Source organism: Antribacter gilvus (genome assembly GCF_003946865.1).
Classification (GTDB): domain Bacteria; phylum Actinomycetota; class Actinomycetes; order Actinomycetales; family Cellulomonadaceae; genus Antribacter; species Antribacter gilvus.
The window spans coordinates 1-24,256 of record NZ_QXTH01000022.1; the positions used below are offsets into that span (position 1 = coordinate 1).

Genomic DNA, 24,256 nt, shown 5'->3' on the forward strand with positions numbered 1-24,256 from the left:
CCTTGCTGTCCTTGCTCATAAATCCGATCTCCGTTGCTGCCCCCAGCCTACGAACTCACCAGGACCGGGGTCTCACGGAAGTCTGGCGGATAGGGACCGACCGGGACCGCCAGCAGGCTCCGCAGCCGACCCGGCATCTGGTCGTCCGCGGACTGTGCGGCCTCGGCCACCAGCCGGTTAGTGCGCTCCCGGGCCTGCTCGATCGCGGCCACCACACGACGCATCAGCTCCCGCCCGGAGAACAGCAGCACCTGGTGGCGCCGTAGCCACGCCACGGCCTGCGCGAACAGCGCGTACCGGGACTCGGTGTGAGTCCAAGCCCGATGCTCCAGGAACTCCCCGAACCGGGCCCGCACCTGCTCGTCGCGGAAGAAGTCCCGCCAACCGTGCGCGGCCTGGATCTCCCACGCGTGCTCGTACGCCGTCTTCGCCCGATCGGTGTACCGCTTGACCACCGACGAGTCCGCGAGCCCGAGCTGCCCAGCCAGATACTCCACCACCGACCACGGCACCTCCAGCGGGTCCGGCAGGAACGCGCCCACATACCGGACCGTCGTCAGCTGCAGCGCGAACCCCAGCCGGTTGTGATCACCCCGCCGCTTGTCGATCAGCCGACGATCCTCATCGTCCAGGAAGAAGAACCGCTCCAGATCCGGCCTCGACGGCTCCGAATCGAAACGCCCCAACCGGTCAATGCTCAACTTCTGCGTCTCCATCACGGCGCAGACCCTACGGATCTGCCCGCCCCGGACCGAGCCCCTCAACCGCACCAATCCGGCTTAGCGCCAACCATCACGCGCGGGCTACTCAACCCCGAACGACACGAGGGCTAGCCCGACAGGGCCGGCCCTCGTCGTCTGTGAACTGGTGGCTACTTGCCGCGGAGGATCTTGTCGATGATGCCCAGGTTCTGCCCGCCGTTGAGCTCGTCAGCGAGCTTCTTCTTGTCCTCTGCGGACAGGCTCTCGCGTTTTGCCTCGATCTCCTCCGCGAGTGCCCGGCTAAAGACGTTCCTGGGGTCGTACGGCGTAGGCTTAGGCTTGCCCATGTGATCGTCTCTCCTGATGATCGCAGTGTCACGGGGCCTCGCTCTTGCCCAGCGGGGCCCCGCTGCTGTCTCCACGAACCTACCACCATGTACAGTAATCCTGTACGTGTTCCGTACCGGTTTCACGGACGTTTTTAGGGAGGGTTCGATGGGTACCACTGTCACGGCCACGGCGGCACGCGGCCAGCTGTTCGGCCTGATCGCACGGGTGAACGATGACGCGGACGTGGTCACGATCACGTCCAAGGCTGGTGACGCGGTCCTGGTCTCTGCGTCGGAGTGGGCGCAGATCGCGGAGACGCTGCACGTGGCGAGCCTTCCGAATGCGGGGCGGATGCTCGCTGATATCCGTGCGATCGCTGCAGGCGACACGTCGCAGCTGGTGAGGGCCGAACTGATCGACGCGGACAAGATCGCGTGATCGTCGCGTTCACCCCGGGGGCGCTCGAGGAGTACCGGGGTTGGGCGTCTGACCGGGCAGGGCTGCGTCGGGTGAACAGGATCATCGACGACGCGGCTCGGGACCCGGAGGCGGGGATCGGCAAGCCTGAGCGGTTGCGGGGGGACTGGTCGGGGTACTGGAGTCGGCGCATCACGCAGGAGCACCGGCTGGTCTACACCGTGACGCGGCTGCCCGACGGCGTCGAGGTGCTGCTGATCGTGGGCTGCGCCGGGCACTACTCCTGAGGGTCTGCCGGCGCCCCACCGCGTCGGCAGACCCTGTCCGCGAAGCGGATCCAGCACACGAACGTGGCGAGGAACGTGATGGCCCCGGCCCCCAGCGGCCGGGGCCATCGTGCATCACGGGGTCAGCCGAGCTCGCGGCGCAGGATCTCCTCGCCGGCCCGCGTCAGCTCGGCGCGGGCCAGGCCGTCGTAGAGCATGCGGGCGGCGGTCGCACGGTCGTTGTCGTCGGCCTGGTCGTCGAACGCCGTCGTCCACGCCTCGGTGAGCTCCGCCGGTAGCTCGGCCGGCAGGGTGCCCCACGATGGCACGCTGCCGGCGGGGAGGGTTGCCAGGAAGGCGAGGGCGCAGCCGGCGTTCGCCCGGTCGGCGGCTGCACGGTCCTCGTCGTGGAGGATCCGCTGGCAGCCTTCGACGTAGGCTGCCATCAGCTCGGGGTCGTCGAGGATCTGCGTGGTGATCTCCATCCGGCCATGATCCCGGACTGCCGAAACTCGCACGAGCGAGGCAGGGTCTCGGTACCGGGCTCCCGCGAGGGGGCGAGCTGATCGCCCGCGTAGTCGTCACGCTCGTCGGCGACTACTCCTGACGCCTTCGGGTGCTCAGTTACTCAGCCGCCGTGGTTCAGGAAGCAGCGGCCTGGACGTGCTCGGCCAGGTCCAGGAGGGTCCATTCTGCTGGTGGGGCGTCGTCGGGCCACCAGGGGTCGTCGTCCTGGTCGGGTTCCCAGTAGTCGGGGTCGGTCCACTCGGGGGCGTGCAGGGTCGAGCGGGCCTCAAGGATGGCGTGCCACGCGGCGCGCTGGGCGCGGTAGCGGGCGATCTGGGCGACGACGGCGTCCAGGACGTCGAGGTGCTCGGCGACGGCCAGGAGCCGGCCGGGGTGTGCGATGAGGGCGCCGTGGTCGTCTCGGGTGAGCAGGTCCCAGGCTTCGAGGATGGTCACGGCCTCGTGCACGGCTGAGCGGCTGATCCCGGTGACGGCGACCAGGTCGGTGGTGGTGCTGGCGCGCTGCTGCTCGACGGCCTCGAACACCAGGGCTGACACGACTCCTAGCTCGCGGAACGCGGGGCGCAGCGCGTGCGCCTTGCCGCGGTCCCAGCGCAGGACGCCGGCGCTCTGCTGCAGGTCGGTCGGCAGGGTCAGGACCCAGGTGTCGGCCTCGGCTCCGCGGCCTTCCTCGAGGCGGTCGATCCACCCGGCATCGGCGAGCTGGTGCAGCGCGGCCGCCACGGTGGTGTGGTCGACGCCGGTGGCCACGGCGAGCGACCGGACTCCGAAGGCCACCACCCGGTCACCGGTCTTGTGTGCGGCCTCCCCGAGGGCCCGCAGGACGAACCTGCCCACGTACCAGCGGCGGCCGGGCAGGCGGTGGGTCTCGGTTGTGCGAAGGGCCGCGCGCCAGGTCCGGATGAAGGCGTGCTCGTCCTCGGCCGGGAGGGTCCTTGGAGGAACCTCTCCCTGCCCCCCGTGTGGTTCAGGGGCGCTTGTGTTGGATCTGCGGACAGTGGGATTCCCTGCCTCGCCGGGGACGCTGATCTGCGCGGACGTGGCCCCGCGCCACGTGGTGTCGGCGGTAAAAGCGCAGGCCCTGAGCCAGTCGCGTGACAGAGCGGTGCGGCTTCCTGCGCGGTAGCGCTGGTACAGGGAGGCGAGGCCTGGCCAGCGGCCCGTCTCGACGCGGGCGACGACGTCGGCGAGCTGCCAGCCGGCGGCCGCGGCCGCGCACAGCACGGCGAACCGGGCCTCCGAGCCCGTGCTGTAGCGGGACGGGTCCCAGGTCGCCTCTCGGGCGATCAGGTGGATCCGGCGGGACAGGCCGCGGCGGGCGCCGTCGGGCAGCTCCCCGGTCGCCTGGCTCTCGCCAGCGGCGGGGCGGGGCGGTGCGGGGACGGCGGTGAGGGTCTGGGCGGCCCGCCAGGCGGCGATCTGCGGGCGCAGGCGGACCTGCAGGGCCTGGACGACGTCGGCCCCGTTGCGGCGGCGCAGGACGTCGTAGGCGGCGCTGAGGCTCATCGTCAGGCGCTGGTGGCCACCGGACTTGTGCCGGGCGCCGGGCGGGCGGATGCACCCGGTCGTCAGGGAGCGGTGCGGTCCGGGGTCGATGGTGCGGAACTTCTTGGCCAGCGCCTCGACGATCTCGCGGGCCTCGGCGTGGCCCAGCCGCTCGGCGAGCGGCACGTAGACGTGCCGCCCGCCGGTGGGGGCCCGGTCGGTGACGACGCGGGCGCCGCACTCGACCAGCCAGGCCACCAGGCGGCGCTCGTCGGTGTCGACGTCGCCGAGGGAGGCGTCCAGGTCGAGGCACAGCGCCGCGCACGCCCCGTCAGGGCCGTAGACGCGCACGGCGGCCGGGGCCTGGGGGAGCGTGTCGGTGAGGTTTCGCTCGTTGCGGCTCAGGTACTGCACCGAGCCGCGGCGGGGGGTCCCGATCCGGACCTTGGGCGTGCCCGCGAGCAGCGCGGCGCACGCGCGCCACTCCTCGGCCGGGGTGGCCTGGGAGGTCGTCGTCGAACCGACCGCGCGCGACACGTCGCGGAGGGTATGTGCTTGCGCTAGCGCCATCAGTTACAGTTGCTTCCAGACGCAGGTACGCCAATCGGGCGCACCACCGAATGAAGCTCCTCACCCGAGCCGGCCGCCAAACCAACATCAGGGTGATGAACTTCTTGGACTCGGCCCGTCCCCCTCGGGGGGCGGGCCGATCTGCTTTTCCTGCCTGTCAGGCCGAGATGTCGAGCATCACCGGCCCTTCGTTCCGTTCTAGGTGCTCGGAGAGCACGGCCGCGATGTAGTCCGTGATGCTCAGCCCGCTCGCCGCTGCTCGCGCCTTGAGCGCGTTCGCCTGGGGCTTGGGCAGTCGCGTTGCGACCTGGGCACGTTCGCCCAGGTAGGGACGCCCCTGAGGCCGTCCTGTTCCCTCGCTCTTGCGCCGTGCTGCTGCCATGGCCTGCACTCTTCCACACGTTTCCTGTGGCAAAAACGACCGACACGCCGTGTCGTCGGTCCGAGTCGGGTCCGGTCACCGGTAGGTGGGCCGGGTGATGCCGAGCGTGTACACGTTGCCGTTGGCGTCGTGGCGCCAGCGGGCCCGCGGTCCGTTGCTGAACTCGTTGGTGAGGTCGATGGCGTAGCCAGCGAGCACGGCGGCGCTCTCGACGTCGAGCATGGTGGCTCCGACGCCGTCGGGCAGCTCGGAGCGGCGGGTCCAGGGGCCGGCGGCTTCGCTGGTCCACAGCTCGCAGGTGGCGAGGCTGGGGCCCGTGCCGGTGAGCGTGACGCGCACGGCCAGAAGCGGGGTGCCGGGGTGCCACTCCTCAACGGTGGCGCGGATCTGCTGGGCCAGGTTGGCCGGGGGAGCGGACGGAGTCATCATCGTTCTCCTTGTCGGGGAAAGGGCAGCCACCGGCCGGTCGAGCTGGCGACCAGCGGCGGGCGGGTCCGGACGGCGCGGACGAAGACCGACCCGTGTGTGGGGGTCTGTGCCTGCCAGACGCCGGCGTCAGGGACGTGCGTGGGGACGGCGTCGATGCCCTGGCGGCGCAGGAAGCGACGGACGGCGTCCTCGAAGTCCTGGGCGTCGATGTGGTGAGTCTGGGAGCCCGGGATCGGCGTGCCGCGTTCGGTAGCGGACTGGACGGCGAAGGTGATGGTGCCGCTGCTCGCGGTCATGGCGATCACCTCGATGCGGGGACGAGAGCGGTCAGAAGGGATCGGATCGCGGCGGCCGCGCCGTGCTCGGCGAGGGTGCCGGTTACCTCATCCGCTGCTTCGCGGACCTGCGCGCCGGCGTGGCCCATGGCCACGCCGCGGTGCGCCCAGCGGAGCATGGGGATGCCGTTCGTCCCATCGTCGATCGCGAGGGTCTGGGTCCGTGGGACGGCGAGGCGCTGGCGGATCTTCTCCAGGGCGGTGGCCTTCGAGAGGTCGGTGGGGGTGACGTCGACCCATCCGGCGTTCGCGATGTTGGCGGTGAGCCCGGCCATGGTGACTGCGCCGGCGAGCCTGGGCGCGGCGGCGGGCGCCGCCAGGATGACGCGGGGGGAGGGCATGTCCCAGAGCTCGGCGTCGTCGTCGACGACGCGCTGGCGGCCGTTGACCTCGTGGTCGGCGAACCGCTCGGTCACCCGGTATCCCCAGCCGATTTCTTCGACGCCGACGCGGACGGCGGGCTCGAGGTCGCGCGCGAGTCGGACGACGCGCTCGGGGTCGAGGGTCTGAGCGTCCTCGATGCGGTAGCCACCGGGGGCCGTGGGGTCGATCCGGGCGGTCAGCGCGCCGTTGGAGGCGACGATCCATCCGTCGTCGAGGCCGAGCGCGGCCGCGACGGGCAGGGCGCCGACGAGGGAGCGGCCGGTGGCGAGCACGAGGTGATGCCCGGCCTCGTGGGCGGCGAGGACCGCGCTGGCCGACTCTTCGGGCACGTCGCGCTCGCCCTCGCCGGTCAGGGTGCCGTCGATGTCAAGGGCGAGCATCCAGGCGTCCGGGTCGGTCACTACGACGCACGCGGCGTCGATGTGCTCCAGTTTCTCGGGCACCCGGCTGGGCCGGTCGGCCAGGCCGACAGCGGGCGGCAGGAGGATCCACTGTGCGGCGTGCCGTGCAGCGACGTCGCCCAGCTCGCTGAGCGTGACGCGCTCGGGGTGGTCGTGGACGACATCGGCCAGGGCCATGCCTTCGCGCTCGGCGTGGGTCTCGATCATGGCGAGCTGGCGCCGGCGGGCGCGGTCGGTAGGAGCGCTGGTGTAGCCGACGGCGGTCGGGCGGGTAGCGGTCATGAGTCGGTCCTTGAGGACGGGCCAGGGGCGTAGAGCACGCACCGGACGGGGGTGGAGGTGGTGGCTCTGCTGATCCAGCCGGTCCACATCTGCGTGCCCCGGCGCAGCCGTGCTGCCAGGTGCGGTGCCGGCGTCAGCGCGTGCTGCTGGGCGAACAGAGCCGCCTCGACGGGGCCGGCGGCGAAGACCTCCAGGAGGAGGTTCTCGGCCGCGGGGCCGTCGCACAGGCTCTCTGAGGTCTCGACGCTGACGCTCATGCCCGTCACGACCGGATCGGTGCCGTGGCTGGCGAAGTGGAGCATCCCGGCCAGGTCGGTCAGTCGCGGTTCCATGGTCGCGGTCCGGTGCCCGGTCATACGACGGCTCCAGCCCGGGACCGAGTCCCGCGTACGTGGACCTCCAGGCCTCCGATGGTGCCGCTCCAGTCGGTGATGGGTGGTACGACGGCGGTCTGCTCGATCGCGGTCTCCAGACCGAGCGCGTCGGCGAGCACCTGGCCCTGGTCCAGGCGGGTGGGCTGGATCGACAGGACGTTGCGCGACAGAGTGAGCGACCCGACGAGCTGCGTGCCCGCCGTGCGCAAGATCGTGCCGACGTCGTCCAGGAGGGCGTCGAGCGTGCTCGACGCGACCGTGGTCGGTGTCATGTGGTCCCCCTGCGGTGTCCGGGGCGCGGGGTCGCGCCCACCGGGTCACAGCGTGCTGGGGGAGGGAGGGCAACGACCCCCCTGACGATGCAAACTTTCGCGCCCGGCCCGAAATGCGCTCTGACCTGCAAAAACATCCAGGGCACGGTACTGAGGGGTGCAGAAACTTGTCTCCGGGTACAAGTTTCTGCGCACCCAGCGATCCGTCCGCCACCCGATCTTCGGCGAATAGGTATACCCCGGGGTATACCTTGCGGTAGCGTGGTGGGTATGCCGACGACGACGATCAAGATCGACAGGGACGTCCATCGACGGCTGCGCGAGTACGCGGATGCACACGGCGTCGGGCTCGGCCGGGCGGTGGAGATGCTGCTCGACGAGCGCGAGCAGGGCCAGTTCTGGTCTCAGGTCGCCGCACAGGTCCCCGATGAGGCGTACCGACGTCAGTCGGATGACGTCGACGGTGTTGGCCTGTCCGACACCGAGACGTATGTCGCCCGCATCGAGGGAGCCGGCCGGTGAACCGGCCGATCGCTCGGGGTGATCGGGTCTGGATCGCGCTGGCCAGCTCTGGCCGGGGGGCGGGGGAGCGGCCGTGGCTCGTCCTGTCGCACAACGTGCAGCACGAGGCCGTGCGGGTCGCGATCGTCGTTCCGGTCGTCGATATCGACCGAGACTGGGCAACGCACGTACGGCTGAACCCGGACCTCTCCCCACCGGAGGTCGCTGTGTGCGAGCAGGTGCAGTCGGTCGCGCTGGGCAGGATCCGGCGCGTCGACGGGGGCGCGTACGCGCCGGAAGTGGTCGACCAGGTGCAGGGTGTCCTGTGCCGGCTCACGGCGTCGAAGCGCTGACAGGATCGCAGGGGGCGACTGATGGCACGGAGCGAGAAGGCCAGGCGGGACGAGCTGCGTGCACAGCTGCGCGCCAAGGGACTACGGACGGACCAGATCGCGGCCGAGATGGGCCGCCGGTGGGGTGTGCGGCCACGCACCGCGTGGCGGTACGCCATGGGCTGGGACCAGTGGCGGCTCGCCCAGGAGTTCATGGTCCGCAACCCCGGCGCGAGGATCGACGAGTCGCGGATCTCGCGGTGGGAGTCCTGGCCGGTCGCCGCTCGATCGTCCCGGCCCTCGCTGGAGGCGCTGGCGGGTCTGGTCCTGGTCTTCGGGCCCGACTGCACCGTCGCCCACCTGGTCGACGAGCACGACCTCGCGGCCTTCTCTCCCGCCGAGCGCGACCTCGTCGGGGCGATCCGCACGGCCGACACCGGCGCGGCTGTGGGTGGTCTGGTGACGTGGGAGCCTGGGCTCAACAGCGCTGGGGTGTCCGACGTGGTGGCCGAGGCGGCCAACCACACCGCCCGCGAGACGTGGGCACACCTCGTGTCGGTGACGGCGAAGATCGACCCAAGAGGAATCCAGATGATGCACGACCAGATCCGTACCCTCTCCCAGGCGTACGCCTCGACGTCGCCGGCAGTAATGCTCGGCCAGGCGCGACAGACCCGCGACGTCGCGTTCCAGATGCTCGCTCAGACCAAGCACCCCTCCCAACAGGCCGACCTCTACCTCGCGGCGGGGATGTCGTGCGCGCTGCTGGCCGGCGCGAGCTTCGACCTGGGGCAGTCGTCGGCCGCTGTCGCGCAGACTCAGGCAGCCGACCGCTACGCGGACCTCGCGGGCCACACCGGCCTGGCAGCGTGGGCGGCCGGGTTCGCCGGGCTGCTCGCGTACTGGGACGACCGGCCCGCCGAGGCCGTGGGCATGATCGAGGCGGCCCTGCCGCACGCTCCGGCGGGCGCCGCGACGGCGCGCCTCGAGGCCATCCGGGCTCGCGCGTGGGCGCTGATGGGGGACCGCAAGCAGGTGACGGCCGCGCTGGCCGCAGCAGACGACGCGTTCGGGTCCGAGGGGGCCGACGAGCTGCACGACGAGATCGGCGGCGAGCTCGGCTGGGAGTCGGCCCGGCACGAGATGTGCGCGGGCACGGCGCTGGTCACCGCCGGCGACGCGGCCGCGGCCGCCACCCGCCTGGCCGCGGTGGTCGAGCAGGAGGAGGCGGCGACCGGGGTGACCGGGCGCGCCCGCGTCGATCTGGCCATCGCACGGCTGGCTGCAGCCGACCTCGACGGGGCCGCCGACGCCCTGGTCCCGGTGTGGAACACGCCGGTCCCGCAGCGCCGCTTCGGTCTCACTTCTCGGCTCGACGGCCTGGCGGCCGCGCTGACCGCGGGTACCTGGTCCGAGTCGGCGGCGGCGGCGAGCATGCACGAGCAGATCGGCGGTTTCGTCGCCGAGGCGACCGAGCACCGGACCCTAGCCGCGGGCGGCGCGGCGCTGTAGCTGGTCCCACTTCGCCAGGAGGTGTGCCTCCTTGGCGGGGTCCATGCCGTGCTCGGCCTGGCGCGAGTGCTCGACCGGCGGCCGCTCCTGGTAGTCGGCCCAGGTGTCGGCGATCGTCTTGGCCAGGGGCCGGCAGACCAGGCCGGCGGCCGCCGCCTTTCGGTGGTCGACTTCCCAGGTCCCGACGTCGACCCGCCACAGCGGGATCTCCGTCCACTGCTTGACGTCCTGCTCGCGCAGCCACGGCCAGGCGACCCACACCGGCTCGGCGGTCCCGTCGGTGACTTCCAGGCAGGCGGTGATCAGATCCCGATAGGTGGCGTGGCCGAGCTGCGGGGCGACGACGTTGTAGGCGCCCGTCGAGCCGTCCTCGACGCGGTCCAGAGCGAACGTCGCGACGTCGCGCACGTCGACTGGCTGGATCCGCCGGTCCGGGTCGGTCAGGAGCCACCGCCCGCCACGTCGCGCCCGGTCGAAGAGCGTGAGCATCCGACCGGTGTACTCGCCGGGCCCGAGGATCACCCCGGGGCGCAGGATCAGCGTCCCTCCGGGGGCGGTCTGGGCCGCCATCTCGCACCCTGCTTTGAGCATGCCGTACTGGAACCGCGGCTCGAGCTCGGCCACGTCGGGATCGGTCTCCCGGGCGTCGATGCGCGATCGCCACAGGGGCGAGGTCTCGGAGACCTGCCGCACGGGCCAGGACTGATAGGCGGAGACCGTGGAGAGCAGCACGTACCGCCCCGCCCCCTCGCCGAGCGTCTGCAGGACCGTCAGGACGCTCCACGGGTCGTAGGCCGAGGTGTCGATCGTCGCGTCCCATGGTCCCGCTTGGGCGAGCCGGTGCAGGTCGTCGACATCGGTTCGATCGCCGACGATGTGCTCGGCACCCTCTGGTGGAGTACCCGAGCGCCCGCGCGTGAAGGTCGTGACCTCCCACCCGCGCTGGAGGGCGTCGAGGACCAACTGCTTACCGAGGAACCACGTGCCGCCCAGGATCAGGATTCGCATGGCGCCCATCCTCCCTGGCCGCGCGGACGCTATCTAGGCTCGCGACGTAGCGTCGTGGCCAGGGCGGCGTTTCGCCGCAGTGTGAGCAAGTCGCCCTCGACCCCAGAACGTAAACCGGTTAAGGTTGGTGCTTGCAGGACCCCATTAGGCCATCGTGCCGAACACGGGGCCCTGCTCTCGCGGACCCCTGGCCTTCTGGTCAGGGGTTCTTGCGTTGACGGCTAGCCGAGCCAGTGGACGCCGTGGTCCGAGTCCGGTGACCAGCGAGGACGCAGGCGCATGTAGGCGCGGATCGCGTCCACGCTCGGGCTGCCCGGGCCGCGCCAGATCTCCGGGTGGCTCTGGCGGTGCTTCTGGTACGCGCCGTAGGCGATCAGGTCCGCTGCCTGGATCAGCTGTGAGAACTGTGAGTCCTGCATGATCACGTCCTCGACGATCCGGCGGGAGCTCAGTTCCAGCTCGCGGTGCACCTTGCGGTATGGGCCCGCGTTTCGGACCGCGGTGGTCCACAGTTCGGTGAGTTCTTCGGGCGTCGGCTCGCTGTCGGGCGCGGCCAGGCCCTGCTGGCCGTCGTAGAACACCATGAGGTGGGTGTTCCTGGCGGCGGCCCAGTCCTCGAGCCAGGCGATGAACTTCGCGTATACGAGGGGTTTGCGCACCTCGCTCGTCGCGATGGTGGCGATGTCGAAGTGCTCGAAGCGCCCCAGCTCGGCGAGCATGATTCGGCCGGCCGCCGCTCGTGACCTTTGCGTGAATCGGGCGTTCTGAGCCGCCGTCTCGCACAGCGCCCCGCGCCCCTTGTACAGCTCGGTCGAGTGCAGTTCGCGATTCTTCGGGACACCGAACTCCTTGTGGATCGCTCGCCGACCCTGGAGCCATGCCTCTAGCAGGCCTGACCAATGCTGATCCTCGACGATGAGGGCGGAGAGGGTGGTCCCGTGGCGCGAGTCCCCAGAGTCGTCGACGTAGGCCAGATGCACCACGTGAACGTACACCGACACTGGCCACGGGACTCATGCATTGTTGCGGGGGGGAGACCCGGCCGCGCCCCTGCCCGACGGCGTTGGGCGCGGACCGGCGGCCGGCTCATCGGCCGGCGCTGCGGCCGCTGGCACGCGTGCGCCGAGCGGGGCGTGGCTCTTCTCGGCCGGCACGTGCGCGTCCGGCCGGGTTCTCAAGGTAGGTGGCGCGGATCCGGTCGGAGACGTCTGCGCCGACGACATCGGCGCACTGCTCGGTGTGGACCCAGGTCTCGTTCCCATCGGGGTCGGTCCACGAAGTGATCATCTCGCGGCGCCGGATTACGCCACCGCAGACCGGGCACTGCGCGTCGAAGCGCGCGCGAATCGATGCCATGCCCGGACCCTACGCTCGGCGACCTCCCGCCGCGCGGCCATCGGCGGCGCCTGCGGGCGCTGGTTGAGGTGACGCGTGTGGCTGCCGGATGCTCGCGCGCTGCCTGCTCGGGCAGGATGTCACCGCTGGGAATCCGAGTTGAGCGACGGGGAGATGGCATGCGGACCGAATGTCGTGACTGTGGCGCGCCGATCCTGATGCTGCCGCTGTACAACGGGCACACCCGGCCGTTCGACCCGACCCCGTACGCCGCCGGCACCCATGTCCTGACTGAGCGGTGGTACGTGCTGAAGAACCCGCTGCGGGCCGCTCCCGAGCACGTCGCGGGCTCGAGCGTCCCGACAGGTGCGGAGTACCTGATCCTCCACGTCTGCCCGCCCTCGCTGCGGGTCGCGCACGTCGGGCAGATCCTGGGAAGGGAGAGCGGCAACGTCAACACGGCACTGGACATCGCGCGGCGCGATGGTCCCTTCGTCGGGGACTCGCCGCTGACGGACCCCCAGTGCGCCTACACCTACCGGTGGCCGACGAGCTGGGCCCACATCGTCCACCACGGCTATACCGCCCTGTGCGGAGCCCGGATGCCGGATGGCGTCAGGACCAGGCCCCGAGACCGGGACCACATGAAGACGATGCCTGTCTGCCCCTCGTGCACCAGCGCCTATGCCCGCTACGAGGCCACCCGTGAGGCCGCAGCCAAGAGGTCAGAAATCAGTTGAGCTCAGACCGCGACCGTAGCCCCCGCCTGCAGCGACCCTGCCGGCATGTCCAAGAATCGGCGTCCTGAGCGACGCACCACAGCATCCCTAATCACTGGACTTGCTACCCAGCTGGTCCAGATCGTCGGGACCCCGGTCGTCTTCAGATGCATCCTTGACCTCACCGGTAACCCCTGGATCGCACTCGCCGTCACGGTGCTCGCAGTTGGCGGCCACAGGGCGGCGCTGACGTGGCTGCGAGCCCACATGCTGGGGGAGTAGTGGTGGTGGCGGCGCCACGGCTACCGGCCATGTGCTGCCGAAGCCCTGCAACCTATTATCGAACTTATGTTCGAGAGTGTGGCCGAGGTGAGCGACCTGGAGAAGGCTCGCGCTGCGCTGCGCTCTGCGGAGCGCAGGGTAGGGGTCCGGCACCGCGAGGAGAGGGTGACTCTGGCCCCGGCCGTGCCGCTTCCCCTGACCGGCCTGCTGCCCGGCGGCGAGCTGCCGCGCGGGGCGGCGGTGACGGTCGCGGGGTCGGCGAGCCTGCTGTGCTGGCTGCTCGGTGCGACGCAGGCAGGCCGATGGGCCGTGGTCGTCGGGTGGCCGCAGCTCGGGGGGATCGCTCTGGCCGAGGCAGGCGTCGACCTCGAGCGTGTGGCCCTGGTGCCGGACGTGCGGGGGGAGGGTGCCACGGTGCTGGCCGCTCTCGTCGACGGCGCTGAGACCGTCGTCGCCGGCCCCGATGTCCGCCTGACGCCGGGGGAGCGGCGCCGGCTCCTGGCCCGGGCGCGAGAGCGGGAGGCGACGCTCGTCTGCCCGACCGACTGGGAAGGCGCGGCCCTGGGCCTGCGGGTCGAGCGAGCGGAGTGGGGCGGCGCGAGTCGTGGGGACTTCTGGCTGCGCGAGGCGCGCCTCGCCGTCGTGCGCCGGTCCAGGATGGACGGGGCTGGCCAGCGGTTCATGGTTGTGCGCGATCGTGCCGGCGCGATCACCGTTCAGGCCGCGGTCGCGGCCAAGCGCGTTCGGGAAGCTGTGGGGTGACCAGCGCGCGAGCTGCTCGTTGCACCAAACGCCGTGGTCTCAGTTGATCCCCAGATCAGGAGGGGCCAGGGGATTGCGAGCGGCTCGCGCGCGGTGCCCGCACGCTACGCCCGGCACCACCCAGGTCAAAATCCGGGCCAGGTGAAGTTCATCCGCGCCCGGGGACGCGGTAGTGCAGGATCTTCCAGCCGTCGGGCACCTGGTCGGCGATGGTCGTGAGGGCTGCCCCGTAGGTGTCGGCCTCGGCGTGGAGCTCGCGCGCCTGGGAGGCCTCGTGGCCCGCGATGCTGGCGGCTGTGTCGATGGTGGCGATGACGAGCATGCCTCCCAGGCTAGGTCGTGCCTTCTCCGAGGCTTCAACCTCGTGGCCCGTCGAGCCCAAGGTGTAAACTGTGCATATCGGCATCGGACGTGCCAGCAGCTTGCGCGAAGGCTTCGCCAGTCCATGCACCCCATCTTGGACGATCCGTAGATCACGACTTCGGCTCGACCGTCATGCAAGCACGGGCATTGAGCCAGAACGTGAGAACTCATGGACACCGTCCGCTTCTTCAAGGACCGCTCGAAGGAACGCCTCAAGGCCCTCCGCAACGTCGGCGACGCGAAGCACACGCTCCAGCAGATCCAGCACCGGCTCGCCCGCGAAGCCGGGTTCAGTTCCTGGTCGGAACTGCTCTCTGCCGACGACTCCGAGCGGCGTCTGGCGGTGGTCATGCTCCAAGAGCCGCTGCTGAACTCCAACGGCATGGGCGCGGGGCCCTATCCCGGGACACCGCAGGAGCGGCGAGAGCGGTTCGAGCTGTGGCGCACCGAACTGCGCTCGAGCGCCGAGAACGTCGCGCGGGTGCGGGCCTGGCTGGAGCAGAACATCGAGCGGCGTAAGACGATCAACGCCGACGCCGGCAGCTACGGACTCAAGCACTTCGCTGAGAAAGTCCTCGGCGGGTACGTCTCCAACGGTGAGCTCATCGCCGCCGCGATCATCGCCGAGTTCCCGTACCGCCACCATGGTGGGCTCTCACCGAACGTCTCGTTCGGGATGACGTCGGGCAGTGTGAAGGCCGCGCGATCGGCTGCGGAGGCTGCGGGCGAGGCCCGCTGGCGAGGCTGACCTGTTCCCCGGCCGGGGCGGCCGGCACGGCGGTGGCCCGAGCACCAAGGTGCGCTTGGGCCACTCCAGCCCGAAGGGCACCGGGCGTGACAGACTCCCGCTATGACCTCAGCAGAGATCCGCCTTGCGATCGATGACAAGCTCACCTGGCGTGAAGTCGTGGAGTTTGCCGCTCTAGGGAAGGAGTTGGGCGTCGATCCGGACGAGAAGCTTCTGCTCCACCACGACGAGGACGACGCGCTCCTGGGAATCAGTTTCATCGTGCCGTCAGACCGGATTGCGGCAAGAGGAGAGGCGTAGACCCATGGCCCGGAGTGTCTACATCCTGTTCGACACCTACTACCCCGAACAGCACAAGCGCAGGGTCGAGGCTGTGTTCACATCGCGCGAGGCAGCCGAGGCAGAGCAACATCGCCTCCTTTCAAGCGGCGGGACTTTCGCCATAGAAGAGCATGACCTGCTCGACCGCGTTGAGGTGGACGTTCGTCGAGTGCCCGCGGCGGACTGACGACCGGCGCGAAGGGAGTCCACCGCAGATTCGCGAGTGCGCGCGCGACGAGCCTCGTGGAGCCGGCTCAGGATTTCTGGGGGAACCGTCGTCGCTCCCGCATCGCATCTCCCTGACGTCTGCAAGGATCGCGCTTATGGGTACGTTCGACTGGCACACCGACATCCACCAACTTGAGCCGCTGCGTGGCCCCGCCGGGCTGGCCGCCACTGGGCTGTTTGTTCGCGCAGGCTCATGGACCTCTCAGGCGGGCCGGACGGCCTTTGCGACCGACGAAGCGCTCGTTGAGCTGTGCGGTGATGTGTCGAAGATGTCCGCGGACATCGACCTGCTGGTCGAGGCAGGGCTTTGGGAACCGTGCGATGGCGGATACCGAATGCTCCGCGGCCCGCACAACGACCCCGATCTTCCGCTTCCCTTATGGCGGTACAGCGACGACGACCTGGGCGGGCGCCTGTTCGCCGTCGATGACACCCCGGACAACTAGGGCTGAACGGACCGCCGGTAAGCGACGTTACGTCATTACTCGAACGCGCGTTCTATCCTGGTCGGGTGAGTCGCCCGACCGGTAACACGCCCTTCCCCGAGACTGCCCGCGGCCTGCACCCCCGGCAGTACGCCCCGGACGGCATGGCTGTGGTCGAGGCGGAGCGTCCCATCCCGGTGCGCGCCTGGATCGTGACCGTGCGGGGTGACGACCGCGAGGTCGACGGCGACGTGATGGCCTGGACGCGCAAGGCCGTCCGGCTCCGGTACGTCGACAAGTACGGCCACCTCGACTCGGCCTGGATCTGGGCCAACGCCGTCATCGGCAGACGGTGATCGTGGGGCCTCGGCACAGCTTCATCGAAGACGATCCGCCGGCTACCTTCGATGTAGGCGGTCAGAAGGTGCTGGCCACCAGGGATCCGCGCGGTGATTTCCACCCCCGCCATTACGCCGAGCACGCCTCGGCCAGTGCGATCCCACCGAGCGCGGAGGGAGGCAGCCCATGTCCCGCGACAAGGACGCGAAGAAGTACATGAACGCTCATCCTGAGGTTCGATACGTTGACGCCCTGCGGATCGTGCGGGCCGAGCGCCAGGCCGCGTGGGCCGCCCGACAAGCTCCCGAGCCGGATCCCGGACAGGACCCGGACGGTGAGGAGTAGTACGCGCGCTCGGTCCGCGACGCTCCGTCGTCGCAGGACCGTCGGGTGACGGCGAGGGCCGGTCGAGCGAGAATCGCTCGACCGGCCCTCGTGCTGCGGGCTGGCCGTCATCGGCCGCCGGTGAGCCTCCCCCGTGCGTGCGGCGCTCCTGCATCCGACTCTGGAGGTAGAGGAGGAGGGGGCCAGCCATGGCTGTCGGCCCGACGCAGGTCGCGCTCGCCCGTGCGGTCGAGCGCATCCCCGAGGTCAGCGCCCTTCCGGGCGGCTGCCGGTATGAGCCGAAGTGGGATGGCTTCCGTGCGGTCGTCACGCGGGAGGACGCGGGCGCGACGCTGCGGTCGCGCCGGGGTACCGACCTCAGCGCTACCTTCCCGGAGATCACCGCGGCTGCGGTGGCGCAGCTCGCGCCCGGTGCCGCGCTCGACGGCGAGCTCGTCGTGTGGACGGCGGGCCGGCTGGACTTCGAGGCTCTCCAGGAGCGCATGGGCCGTGGCCCGCGCACGGCGGCCGCGGCGTCCCGGTCCCGGCCCGCTTCTCTCGCCGTGTTCGACCTCCTGGCCGTCGACGGCCGCGACCTGCGCCCTCTGCCGTTCGACGAGCGACGCGCGCTCCTCGAGCAGCTCGCCGCCAGCTGGAGCCCGCCCCTGAACCTCTCGCCCGTCACGGCATCGCGCGACGTGGCCGTGACGTGGTTCGAGACGTACGCGGCCGCCGGCATCGAAGGCCTCGTCGTCAAAGGCGGCGCCCAGCGCTACACCGCCGGGGAGAGAGCCTGGCTGAAGGTCAAGAGGCGGACGACCCTCGACGTCATCGCTGGGGCGGTGATCGGCTCCCGCGAAGCGCCCCAGCAGGTCGTGGCCGGCCTGCCCGTCGACGGTCGGCTCCGCATCGTCGGCCGGACCGGCCCTCTCTCCCCCGGCGCGCGCGTAGGGCTCGCCCGGTGGCTCACCGCGCCGATCGGCGAGCACCCGTGGCCGGCCGTGGTTCCACCGGGAGCGTTCGGTCGCTTCAACGCTCAGAACGGGCCCGTCGTGCTCACCCTCGTCGAGCCGATCGTGGTCGAGGTCAGCGCGGATGCCGCATGGAATGGGCGCGGGTTTCGCCACCTGCTGCGATTCGTCAGAGTCCAGCCGGAGGCGGAGGTCGCGTCCGTCCAACCTCCTCCTTGAGGCAGGCGGCAACTCTGGCCACGCCGCTGACGGTCAAGTACAACCCGGCGCTCGACTACGCGTATGAGGATCTTGCGGAAGAGAGTGCGGCTGCGCGGAAAAAACATCTGACCAGCACGAACGCAGGGCTACCGGTCAGCGACGGCTTCCACGAGGCGGTGAACCTCCTGGAGAACGAGGACTTCGTCATCGAGGATCCACCAATCTCGCCATTCGCCTACTTCGGGTAGAACGACGGCAAAATCCCAGGTCAGGGGCACCTTCCTGGTGACGAGACGGTCGGGAACTACCGGGGAACCGTCTCCGTCCCGGGAGGTTCGCGCCGCGCGTCACACCGAGGGTGTTAGTGGGTGCCTCTACCGTGGGGACACCACGAGCCACCACAGCAACACCGCACAGAACTTCGTCCACCACCACGTGGGCAGGTAGTGCGTTCGGCTCGTGCCGAGGGATCTCGTGCCATCCGGGCAAGGGAATGGCCCCGACCTGTTACAGCAGGTCGAGGCCGGTTGTCCCTCACGTCGCAGCATCGATGAAAGGAGACGACTCTCGTGAGTCTAGAACAACCACATCCAGCCCGGGGCTGGCTCGCCCTGGCCGTCGTAGCGGTCGTCTTGGTCGCCGTGAACCGGCCCGGGTTCCGTGCCGCTACTTTGCGGGTTCGGGCTCTCGGGTGAGTGCCTGGTAGTGGAGCGTTTCGAACTCTATCGGGGTGAGCATCCCGAGAGAGCCGTGGAGGCGCCGGTTGTTGTACCAGTCGACCCAGCCGGCGGTCGCGTACTCGACGTCCGCGAGGGTGCGGTAGGGGCCGGCGTGGAACACGGTGGTACGGATGCATTCCGCTTTGAACAGGCCGTTGATGGTTTCCATGAGGGCGTTGTCGTAGGCGTCGCCCACGGTCCCGATCGACGGGGTGATGCCTTCCAGGGCGAGGTGCTCGGTCAGGCGAATCGCCGTGTATTGAGATCCGGCATCGCTGTGGTGGATCAAATCCCCAGGTGAAACAGGGTTTCCTTCCCTCTCGCGCTGCCACAGGGCGATCCGCAAAGGGGTCATGACCAGCTCGACCTTCTTGCTGGAGCTGGCGTGCCAGCCCACGATCCGCTGGGCGAACACGTCCAGGACGAACGCGACGTAGACGAACCCGGCCCAGGTGCGGACGTAGGTGAAGTCGGTGACCCACACACGGTTGGGTGCAGGGGCCGTGAAGTCGCGGCCCAGCAGGTCACCGGCACGTTTCCCGTCCGGGCTCGGGATGGTGGTGCGTAGTGTCTTCGCCCGGACAACACCCTCGAGTCCCAGGGCGCGCATCGCCCGGTCGACCGCGCCGCGGGACGTGCCGGCCAGGCCGTGCCGGCGGCGCAGCAGGGCGAGCCATTTCCGTCGTCCGTACAGGCCCTCCGGCGTCATCTGCTTGCGTCCCGTGGCCTCGTTGAACGTCCACGCCAGGCCCCGGATGGTGTCCTCGACCACCGCGTCGGTGATCGTGCGGTCCGCGATCCGGGTCGGGCGCTTCCAGGCCCGGTAGGTCCTCGCAGCGATCTGTAGGCCCTGCTGACGCAAGACCCTCAGGATCGACTCGACTGCGTACCCCTGGTCCCTCATCTCGTCGATGAACGCGCAGATCAGCGGTTTCGGGGGTCGAGCTCCCCCGCGAAGAAAATCGAGGCCTTCCGCAGGATCTCGTTGTCCTCCCGCAACCGCTTGACCTCGGCCTTCAACCGCCTGAGCTCGGCGGACTCCTCGCTGGTGACACCGGGCCGGGTCCCGTCATCGACGTCGGCCTGGGCCAGCCAACGCCGCACCGACTCCTTCGAGACACCTTCCTGACGAGCAACCGCGACCACTGCCGCGGTCAGGGTCGGGTACTCCTGCTGGTGCTCACGCACCAGCCGCACGCACCTCGCACGCAGCTGGGGATCGATCTTCTTCGGCATGCTGTTCATCCTTCCGGACTCAAACAGCAGCGGCATCAAACCCGGGCCGGTTCACCGCGTGGGTCACGAGCAGCAGCGCCGAGCTCTCCGTCGTTGCGGCCTCGCTCGCACTGGAACTCGTGCGCGAGTCCCGGCGCAGCACCGTCGGGTGACGGCGAGGGCCGGTCGAGCGATTCTCGCTCGGCCGGCCCTGGTGCTGCGGGCTGGGCTTGGCACCTAGTTCTCGCATGTCTGAACGGGGGCTCCCGCCCGCTCTGCCTCGATACGGGCGAGGATCTTCTCGACTCCCGTCAGCGCTGGTCGGACTAGCCGGGGAACGACTGGAACGGGCGGAGCCGTGTCTTCGGCGATCCGGGTGGGCTCTTCGACCGCTCGTGGTCGTGGCGTGCCGTCGGGGTCCTCCTCGACGGTGCCGTTGGGGTGGACGATCAGGGGCCAGTCACCTTCTGGTCCGGTTGTGGCGAGACGAACAGGTCGGCCGAGCTTGGCGGCGATGTCGGCGACGCGCTCGAGGATCGTGGCGCGTGCGTCCTCGAGGTGGGTGGTCTCGATCGCGTGGCTGGTGCCGTTGATGGTGAGCTCGCCGCTGCCGTCGGGTCGGGTGGTGGCCTGGATCCGTGGCCACACGGGTACGGGGGTCATCTGGGGCATGGGCTTCCTCCTGTGGGTACTAACGGAGTGGGGCGCCGGCTTGTGCCATGTAGGGCTCTGGGTCGACGGCTTGCCCGTCGAGGTGGACCTCGAAGTGCAGGTGGCAGGCGGTGGAGTCTCCTGAGTCGCCGACGCGGCCGATCTGTTGTCCGGCGGTGACGTGGTCGCCGACGTCGACGAGGATGCCGTCGGCTCGTTCGTGGAGGTACCAGGTCTCGACCCCTGAGCCGTGGTCGAGGCGGATCACGCCGGTGCCGCGTGAGTCGAAGCCGGCGAACACGACGACGCCGTTCTGGGCGGCCCAGATCGGTCCGTTGCAGCCGCCGCCGCCCAGGTCGGTGCCGGCGTGCAGCCGGAGGACCTTGTAGATGGGGTGGACACGCATGCCGAAGCTGCTGGTGACCGGTCCGGCGGCGGGGACCGCCCATCCTGTCGTGCTGACCTGGCCAGGGGTGAGGGGTCCCGCGGTGCAGACCTGGCCTCCGGTGCCCGGGCTGAGGCCGGTGTCGACGCCGACCAGGGCCTCGACAACCTCGACGGCCGCGGGCCAGTAGCGCTCGTAGTGGTAGGGGTCGGCGTTGCGCTGCGTGCGGTGGGCGACGATCGTCGGCGGGAGCGAGTCGCGGTCGTCGATCCGCATCATGGCTCGGAAGAAGTTCGTCGCGCTGATGTAGGGGTCCATGCGGTCGGTGTAGGAGCCCCAGGCTCCGTTGTCCCGCTGTTGGAACAGGCCGCGCGAGTCGGGTCCGACGGCGTCGCCGTGGTCGAGGATGCGCAGCCCCGACTCGCCCATGGCGGTCATGACGCCGATGGTCTGGTCCCGCACACCGAGGTCCAGGTCCTGCCCGGCGCGGAGTATGTAGGCGGCGTTGACGAGCTGTTCGCCGCTGTAGCCGGCCACGGTCGTGGCCGGGACGGCGGCAGGGTCGATCGTCACGCTGGACGACGGCCCTGCCCCCGGGTTGCATGCGGCCACGGCCTCGCCGTTCAGGACGACGACGCCGAGCAGGCCGGTCACCAAGATGAGCGGCAGCCCTACGGCGGCCGCTACCACGCCCCCTGTGTGCTTCATGCTCAGCCCTGACCCTCCGGCGGGGTGAGCCGGTCGACGCGCCACTGGTCGGCGGCGTCCTGCCGGCTGACCGTGACGCGGTAGGGGCCGACGTCGGTCGGCACCTCGACCACGGCGACGTAGGCGCTGGCGTCGTCGACGATCTGGCCCGCACCGGTGACCCCGCGTGCGGGGATCGCGGCCGGGTCGACGTAGGCGTAGTCGTGCGCCGCCTGGTCAGTCAGGTGCGGTTCGAGCTCTGCCCACCACATCGTGGGGTCCGCGTCGGGTCGTGCGAACGCGCGCAGGGCCTCGACGGCGGCGTCGACGGCGCTGGTCTGCGATGCGCTGTCCCAGCTGGGGACGGCGTAGGGCTCCTGGGTCTGTCCGGTGTCCTCGTTGACGATCCCGGTCGGGGCAGGGACGTGCCCGGTGGGGTCGGGAAAGCTTGGCGACGGGCTGTCGCTAGGGGTGGCGGCCGGGCTAGCCGTGGCGGTGGGCTCCCGGGCTGCGGGGGCTGCGCCTTGGGCGCACGCGCTGAGCAGCAGGACGGCGCTCAGGGCCAGGCTCGTTTGTCTCATCAGTTGGGGCCTCCAGGCTCGGGTGTACCACTGGTGTCTGACACGTCGTGGTCGCTGCGCTGGTTCGAGCCGCCGCGGAGCAGGTCGCGGACGTCGTCGCGCAAGATGCGCCACTGGCCGCCGAGCTTCGAGCCGGGCAGGTACTTGCTGTTCAGCCAGCGGTAGACGGCGGCCTTCTCCATCCGCAGGAGGGTCGCGACCTCGTCCGGGGTCAGCACGGGGTCGACGTTGGCGAGCAGCTTGTCGAGGTTCTCCTCGGTCACGCGTCATCGCCCCCGCTCGTGTCTCGGTTCCATGCAACCAGAGTAGGACAACACCAACGCATGTGACCAGATCGGAGAGATTGTGAACCAGAGTCAAACATCGTTGCCTCCTGTCGGTGGTTAACGGTATTCTGGGTACAGAGCGAAGTGATAGGCGTCATTATCGACCCAGGGGGCTCTACATGACATATGAGAATCCGTGGTTGACGCGCTCGCCTGTGACCACGCAGCCGACACCACCACCAGAGACGACCCGTGTCGTCCCGGCGACCGGCCCGACCGGGCCACAGTCGGCGGTGCCGGTGCCCGACGGCGTCGACCAGCTGCGCCTTCGGGTGCCGGACCGGCGCGCGGAGCTGTGGATCGTGGGAGCGCACGGCGGTGCCGGCGAGTCGAGCCTTGCTGCGCTCGATCCGCTGTGGGCTGAGGCTGGGCACGCGTGGCCGGCGGCGGCGAGCAACGAGCGGCTCGCGGCCATCGTCGTGGCCCGCTCGAACGTGCGTGGCCTGACGGCCGCGCAGGCAGCTGCACGCCAGTGGGCGACCCGGATGGTCCCCCGCGTCCAGCTCTTCGGCCTGGTCGTGATCGCGGATGCGCCGGGTCGTCTGCCCAAGCCACTGCGCGACCTGTCGCGCGTCGTCGCGGGGGGCTACCCGCGGTCGTGGACGCTGCCGTGGATCGAGTCGTGGCGGCTCGGCGAGCCGATCGCCATCGAGACGGCTCCTCGTGAGGTCAGCAACCTCGTCAAGGACCTCAACACCCTTCTGTACCCGGGCGCTGACGGCGCCACTCGCTGAAACGGAGAATCCAGATGATCGACATCCTTGCTCTCACCGCTGACTTGGCCGCGGTCCTCCCGGCCGACACGTTCGACCTGCCTGACCCCGACCCGGCGCTGCCTGAGGGCGTCGCGGGCCCCGTGAGCACCCTCTTCTCCTGGCTCAGGGGCATCGGCCTGGTGGCCTGTGTCATCGGCATCATCGTGGCGATCATCATGATCGCCGTCGGGCACCGCCGCGGGCAGGGCCCGCAGGACGCCCTTGGCTCCCTGATGGTGCCGATCGCGTGCGCGATCGGTCTTGGCGGCGCCGTTGGTCTCATCATGTCCGTCGCCGGGTACTGACGATCCGCATCATCCTGAGGGGGCACGATGACCGAGGAGAACGGCACAGCAACCGACCGCAGCCCGATGGCCAGCAGGTCTTTCGTCATCGCCGGTGTGGCGGTCGGGCTTATTGCCCTGACCGGGATCGCGGTCGGGATCGGCGTGCTCACCGACGATCCGGACCCGTCGCCGTCGCCGTCGGACACCGGTCCGACGGCGACAGCTTCCGCGTCCGCGACTCCCGCCGCAGACGCGAGCGTGTGCGGTCTGCCCGGCGTTGAGATGACGGGTCGGCTCACGACTCCGCCCGAGGCGACGTGGGAGTACATGGATGTGTACGCCTACCCGGTCAGCCCGGCGGCCGGCCCTGGGGAGACCGCGTCCGAGGGCTACCGGTACTGCTACCAGCGCACCCCAACAGGCGCGCTCTTCGCAGCCGCGTACGCGTCTGTGGCGGGCTCGGTCAACGATCAACAGTTCGTCGCGGCTTGGCTTGACTACGCGCTCGCGCCGGGGGCGAACCGCGACGAGATCCTGAGCGAGCTCGGCACGAACGCCAGCCAGGCGGACACCCGAGCTGCGATCGAAGGGTTCCGGATTCTCCACTATGACGGCACCACGGCGCGCGTCGACATCGCCTTCGCTGTCGCGTCTGGTGGCCAGACGGTGACCTTGTCAGCCATCTATGAACTCGCATGGGCCGACGGCGACTGGAAGCTGAACACCGACGTCGACGAACCGCTCCGCGTCGCCCAGGTACCCAACACCACTGGCTACGTGCGTTGGGGAGAGGCATAACCCATGGAGGAGAACGAGGACTGCGGCCTCAATCTCGTGTGCCACGGGAGGGAAGGACTGGCCGATGCGTTCGCGGGCGCCATCGGCGACCTTGCCAACGCGGTGCTCGAGGCCACCGGCGCGATGGTGGCCTCGCTGGGCACGATGTGGGTCTACGTAGGCACCCCGAACCTGACCTCGACGGGTGGGCGGGAGTCGCTGATCGAGGCCGGTGCGTCTGATCCGCGCTCCGGTAGTTGTCAAGTCAAATGAGACGTGTTCAAGCCTTGGAGGCGTGTTCTTGTGATTTTCGCCGCTCTGGGTCGTTGATGGCTGCCTTTTCGGG

38 protein-coding genes are annotated in these 24,256 nt (G+C 69.9%); 19 read left to right on the forward strand and 19 right to left on the reverse strand.

The genetic code is table 11. The features are described 5' to 3' along the window. Positions 1 to 47: 47 nt before the first annotated feature. Entirely contained in the window at positions 48 to 716 is a 669-nt protein-coding gene (locus D1350_RS22770) for a DUF4158 domain-containing protein (RefSeq protein ID WP_240644292.1), read from the reverse strand. A gap of 155 nt (positions 717 to 871) precedes the next feature. Continuing rightward, the gene (locus tag D1350_RS23915; RefSeq protein WP_164545287.1) at positions 872 to 1,048 is read right to left on the reverse strand and encodes a hypothetical protein; all 177 of its coding nucleotides are present in this window, start codon (positions 1,046 to 1,048) and stop codon (positions 872 to 874) included. Positions 1,049 to 1,196: 148 nt separating this feature from the next. On the opposite strand from D1350_RS23915, the gene D1350_RS22775 reads away from it, so the two are divergent. Together D1350_RS22775 and D1350_RS22780 are read left to right on the forward strand one after the other, a co-directional pair. Beyond that, complete coding sequence (locus tag D1350_RS22775; RefSeq protein WP_164545288.1) at positions 1,197 to 1,469, forward strand: type II toxin-antitoxin system Phd/YefM family antitoxin; 273 nt, start codon at positions 1,197 to 1,199, stop codon at positions 1,467 to 1,469. Further along, entirely contained in the window at positions 1,466 to 1,735 is a 270-nt protein-coding gene (locus D1350_RS22780; protein ID WP_125778354.1) for a Txe/YoeB family addiction module toxin, read from the forward strand. The genes D1350_RS22775 and D1350_RS22780 overlap by 4 nt, the downstream gene beginning before the upstream one ends. 122 nt (positions 1,736 to 1,857) lie before the next feature. On the opposite strand, the gene D1350_RS23920 is transcribed toward D1350_RS22780, so the two are convergent. From D1350_RS23920 to D1350_RS22810, 8 genes are all read right to left on the reverse strand, one after another. Beyond that, entirely contained in the window at positions 1,858 to 2,199 is a 342-nt protein-coding gene (locus D1350_RS23920) for a hypothetical protein (RefSeq protein WP_164545289.1), read from the reverse strand. Positions 2,200 to 2,356: 157 nt separating this feature from the next. Continuing rightward, positions 2,357 to 4,264: a MarR family transcriptional regulator gene (locus D1350_RS22785; RefSeq protein WP_125778355.1), complete on the reverse strand. Its 1,908-nt coding sequence runs from the start codon at positions 4,262 to 4,264 to the stop codon at positions 2,357 to 2,359. A gap of 190 nt (positions 4,265 to 4,454) precedes the next feature. Then, entirely contained in the window at positions 4,455 to 4,679 is a 225-nt protein-coding gene (locus D1350_RS22790) for a hypothetical protein (protein ID WP_125778356.1), read from the reverse strand. A 75-nt stretch (positions 4,680 to 4,754) separates the two neighbouring features. Beyond that, the gene (locus D1350_RS23925) at positions 4,755 to 5,108 is read right to left on the reverse strand and encodes a hypothetical protein (RefSeq protein WP_164545290.1); all 354 of its coding nucleotides are present in this window, start codon (positions 5,106 to 5,108) and stop codon (positions 4,755 to 4,757) included. After that, positions 5,105 to 5,404 (reverse strand): hypothetical protein, encoded by a 300-nt coding sequence (locus tag D1350_RS23930; protein ID WP_164545291.1) that lies wholly within the window; start codon positions 5,402 to 5,404, stop codon positions 5,105 to 5,107. Before D1350_RS23930 ends, D1350_RS23925 begins: the two co-directional genes overlap by 4 nt. Before the next feature lie 5 nt (positions 5,405 to 5,409). Beyond that, positions 5,410 to 6,510, reverse strand: coding sequence for an HAD family hydrolase (locus tag D1350_RS22800; protein ID WP_125778358.1), 1,101 nt, complete (start codon positions 6,508 to 6,510; stop codon positions 5,410 to 5,412). After that, positions 6,507 to 6,842, reverse strand: a complete 336-nt coding sequence (locus D1350_RS22805; RefSeq protein ID WP_125778359.1) for a hypothetical protein — start codon at positions 6,840 to 6,842, stop codon at positions 6,507 to 6,509. The genes D1350_RS22800 and D1350_RS22805 overlap by 4 nt, the downstream gene beginning before the upstream one ends. A 20-nt stretch (positions 6,843 to 6,862) precedes the next feature. After that, positions 6,863 to 7,156 (reverse strand): hypothetical protein, encoded by a 294-nt coding sequence (locus D1350_RS22810; RefSeq protein ID WP_125778360.1) that lies wholly within the window; start codon positions 7,154 to 7,156, stop codon positions 6,863 to 6,865. A 270-nt stretch (positions 7,157 to 7,426) separates the two neighbouring features. Between D1350_RS22810 and D1350_RS22815 the strand changes: the two genes are divergently transcribed. Genes D1350_RS22815 through D1350_RS22825 form a run of 3 tightly spaced genes read left to right on the forward strand, consistent with a single transcriptional unit; the run spans position 7,427 to position 9,501 of the window. Continuing rightward, positions 7,427 to 7,678, forward strand: coding sequence for a hypothetical protein (locus tag D1350_RS22815; RefSeq protein WP_125778361.1), 252 nt, complete (start codon positions 7,427 to 7,429; stop codon positions 7,676 to 7,678). Further along, positions 7,675 to 8,010 (forward strand): type II toxin-antitoxin system PemK/MazF family toxin, encoded by a 336-nt coding sequence (locus D1350_RS22820; protein ID WP_125778362.1) that lies wholly within the window; start codon positions 7,675 to 7,677, stop codon positions 8,008 to 8,010. Before D1350_RS22815 ends, D1350_RS22820 begins: the two co-directional genes overlap by 4 nt. Before the next feature lie 21 nt (positions 8,011 to 8,031). Next, complete coding sequence (locus D1350_RS22825) at positions 8,032 to 9,501, forward strand: NsdA family TPR-like regulatory protein (RefSeq protein ID WP_125778363.1); 1,470 nt, start codon at positions 8,032 to 8,034, stop codon at positions 9,499 to 9,501. On the opposite strand, the gene D1350_RS22830 is transcribed toward D1350_RS22825, so the two are convergent. From D1350_RS22830 to D1350_RS22840, 3 genes are all read right to left on the reverse strand, one after another. Next, positions 9,475 to 10,509, reverse strand: a complete 1,035-nt coding sequence (locus D1350_RS22830) for an NAD-dependent epimerase/dehydratase family protein (protein ID WP_125778364.1) — start codon at positions 10,507 to 10,509, stop codon at positions 9,475 to 9,477. The two genes, D1350_RS22825 and D1350_RS22830, sit on opposite strands and share 27 nt — an antisense overlap. A gap of 221 nt (positions 10,510 to 10,730) precedes the next feature. Then, on the reverse strand, positions 10,731 to 11,492 hold the full coding sequence (locus D1350_RS22835) for a DUF3800 domain-containing protein (RefSeq protein ID WP_206074651.1): 762 nt from the start codon (positions 11,490 to 11,492) through the stop codon (positions 10,731 to 10,733). Positions 11,493 to 11,595: 103 nt separating this feature from the next. Continuing rightward, positions 11,596 to 11,865 carry a hypothetical protein gene (locus D1350_RS22840; protein ID WP_125778365.1) on the reverse strand — a complete coding sequence of 90 codons (270 nt, stop codon included), beginning with the start codon at positions 11,863 to 11,865 and terminating at the stop codon, positions 11,596 to 11,598. 158 nt (positions 11,866 to 12,023) lie between these two features. Between D1350_RS22840 and D1350_RS22845 the strand changes: the two genes are divergently transcribed. Beyond that, entirely contained in the window at positions 12,024 to 12,584 is a 561-nt protein-coding gene (locus D1350_RS22845; RefSeq protein WP_125778366.1) for a hypothetical protein, read from the forward strand. Between the two features lie 327 nt (positions 12,585 to 12,911). After that, positions 12,912 to 13,607 (forward strand): hypothetical protein, encoded by a 696-nt coding sequence (locus tag D1350_RS22850; RefSeq protein WP_125778367.1) that lies wholly within the window; start codon positions 12,912 to 12,914, stop codon positions 13,605 to 13,607. 148 nt (positions 13,608 to 13,755) lie between these two features. Here D1350_RS22850 and D1350_RS23935 read toward each other — a convergent pair whose 3' ends face one another. Continuing rightward, entirely contained in the window at positions 13,756 to 13,929 is a 174-nt protein-coding gene (locus D1350_RS23935; RefSeq protein WP_164545292.1) for a hypothetical protein, read from the reverse strand. A gap of 210 nt (positions 13,930 to 14,139) precedes the next feature. Between D1350_RS23935 and D1350_RS22855 the strand changes: the two genes are divergently transcribed. The 8 genes from D1350_RS22855 (at position 14,140) to D1350_RS22885 (ending at position 17,775) form a co-directional block, all read left to right on the forward strand. Continuing rightward, entirely contained in the window at positions 14,140 to 14,718 is a 579-nt protein-coding gene (locus D1350_RS22855; protein WP_125778368.1) for a hypothetical protein, read from the forward strand. A 102-nt stretch (positions 14,719 to 14,820) separates the two neighbouring features. Then, the gene (locus D1350_RS22860; RefSeq protein WP_125778369.1) at positions 14,821 to 15,018 is read left to right on the forward strand and encodes a hypothetical protein; all 198 of its coding nucleotides are present in this window, start codon (positions 14,821 to 14,823) and stop codon (positions 15,016 to 15,018) included. A gap of 4 nt (positions 15,019 to 15,022) precedes the next feature. Continuing rightward, on the forward strand, positions 15,023 to 15,226 hold the full coding sequence (locus D1350_RS22865; protein WP_125778370.1) for a hypothetical protein: 204 nt from the start codon (positions 15,023 to 15,025) through the stop codon (positions 15,224 to 15,226). A 136-nt stretch (positions 15,227 to 15,362) separates the two neighbouring features. Further along, a complete protein-coding gene (locus D1350_RS22870; RefSeq protein WP_125778371.1) occupies positions 15,363 to 15,713 on the forward strand; it encodes a hypothetical protein in 351 nt (116 codons plus the stop codon). A 65-nt stretch (positions 15,714 to 15,778) separates the two neighbouring features. After that, complete coding sequence (locus tag D1350_RS22875; protein WP_125778372.1) at positions 15,779 to 16,048, forward strand: hypothetical protein; 270 nt, start codon at positions 15,779 to 15,781, stop codon at positions 16,046 to 16,048. Positions 16,049 to 16,217: 169 nt separating this feature from the next. Next, positions 16,218 to 16,376 (forward strand): hypothetical protein, encoded by a 159-nt coding sequence (locus tag D1350_RS23940; RefSeq protein WP_164545293.1) that lies wholly within the window; start codon positions 16,218 to 16,220, stop codon positions 16,374 to 16,376. Between the two features lie 188 nt (positions 16,377 to 16,564). Next, complete coding sequence (locus tag D1350_RS22880) at positions 16,565 to 17,545, forward strand: ATP-dependent DNA ligase (RefSeq protein ID WP_125778373.1); 981 nt, start codon at positions 16,565 to 16,567, stop codon at positions 17,543 to 17,545. After that, positions 17,542 to 17,775, forward strand: coding sequence for a hypothetical protein (locus D1350_RS22885; protein WP_125778374.1), 234 nt, complete (start codon positions 17,542 to 17,544; stop codon positions 17,773 to 17,775). The genes D1350_RS22880 and D1350_RS22885 overlap by 4 nt, the downstream gene beginning before the upstream one ends. Before the next feature lie 418 nt (positions 17,776 to 18,193). Here the strand turns inward: D1350_RS22885 and D1350_RS22890 are convergent. From D1350_RS22890 to D1350_RS22910, 5 genes are all read right to left on the reverse strand, one after another. Then, positions 18,194 to 19,482, reverse strand: a protein-coding gene (locus tag D1350_RS22890) for an IS3 family transposase (protein WP_125778375.1) whose coding sequence is annotated in 2 segments (ribosomal slippage) — positions 18,194 to 19,209 and positions 19,209 to 19,482 — 1,290 coding nt in all. Because the reading frame shifts where the segments join, the coding sequence is not laid out codon by codon here. Between the two features lie 216 nt (positions 19,483 to 19,698). Continuing rightward, positions 19,699 to 20,133 carry a hypothetical protein gene (locus tag D1350_RS22895; RefSeq protein WP_125778376.1) on the reverse strand — a complete coding sequence of 145 codons (435 nt, stop codon included), beginning with the start codon at positions 20,131 to 20,133 and terminating at the stop codon, positions 19,699 to 19,701. A 19-nt stretch (positions 20,134 to 20,152) separates the two neighbouring features. Next, the gene (locus tag D1350_RS22900; RefSeq protein WP_125778377.1) at positions 20,153 to 21,205 is read right to left on the reverse strand and encodes a M23 family metallopeptidase; all 1,053 of its coding nucleotides are present in this window, start codon (positions 21,203 to 21,205) and stop codon (positions 20,153 to 20,155) included. A 2-nt stretch (positions 21,206 to 21,207) separates the two neighbouring features. Further along, complete coding sequence (locus D1350_RS22905; protein ID WP_125778378.1) at positions 21,208 to 21,765, reverse strand: hypothetical protein; 558 nt, start codon at positions 21,763 to 21,765, stop codon at positions 21,208 to 21,210. Next, positions 21,765 to 22,028, reverse strand: a complete 264-nt coding sequence (locus D1350_RS22910) for a helix-turn-helix domain-containing protein (protein WP_125778379.1) — start codon at positions 22,026 to 22,028, stop codon at positions 21,765 to 21,767. Before D1350_RS22910 ends, D1350_RS22905 begins: the two co-directional genes overlap by 1 nt. A gap of 218 nt (positions 22,029 to 22,246) precedes the next feature. Between D1350_RS22910 and D1350_RS22915 the strand changes: the two genes are divergently transcribed. The 4 genes from D1350_RS22915 to D1350_RS22930 are packed head-to-tail and all read left to right on the forward strand — an operon-like array spanning position 22,247 to position 24,183. Next, complete coding sequence (locus tag D1350_RS22915) at positions 22,247 to 22,825, forward strand: DUF6668 family protein (protein ID WP_125778380.1); 579 nt, start codon at positions 22,247 to 22,249, stop codon at positions 22,823 to 22,825. A gap of 14 nt (positions 22,826 to 22,839) precedes the next feature. Then, positions 22,840 to 23,151, forward strand: a complete 312-nt coding sequence (locus D1350_RS22920; protein WP_240644291.1) for a hypothetical protein — start codon at positions 22,840 to 22,842, stop codon at positions 23,149 to 23,151. Positions 23,152 to 23,178: 27 nt separating this feature from the next. Continuing rightward, a complete protein-coding gene (locus D1350_RS22925; RefSeq protein ID WP_125778381.1) occupies positions 23,179 to 23,931 on the forward strand; it encodes a DUF8175 domain-containg protein in 753 nt (250 codons plus the stop codon). Between the two features lie 3 nt (positions 23,932 to 23,934). Further along, on the forward strand, positions 23,935 to 24,183 hold the full coding sequence (locus D1350_RS22930) for a hypothetical protein (RefSeq protein ID WP_125778382.1): 249 nt from the start codon (positions 23,935 to 23,937) through the stop codon (positions 24,181 to 24,183). The last annotated feature ends 73 nt before the right edge of the window (positions 24,184 to 24,256 follow it).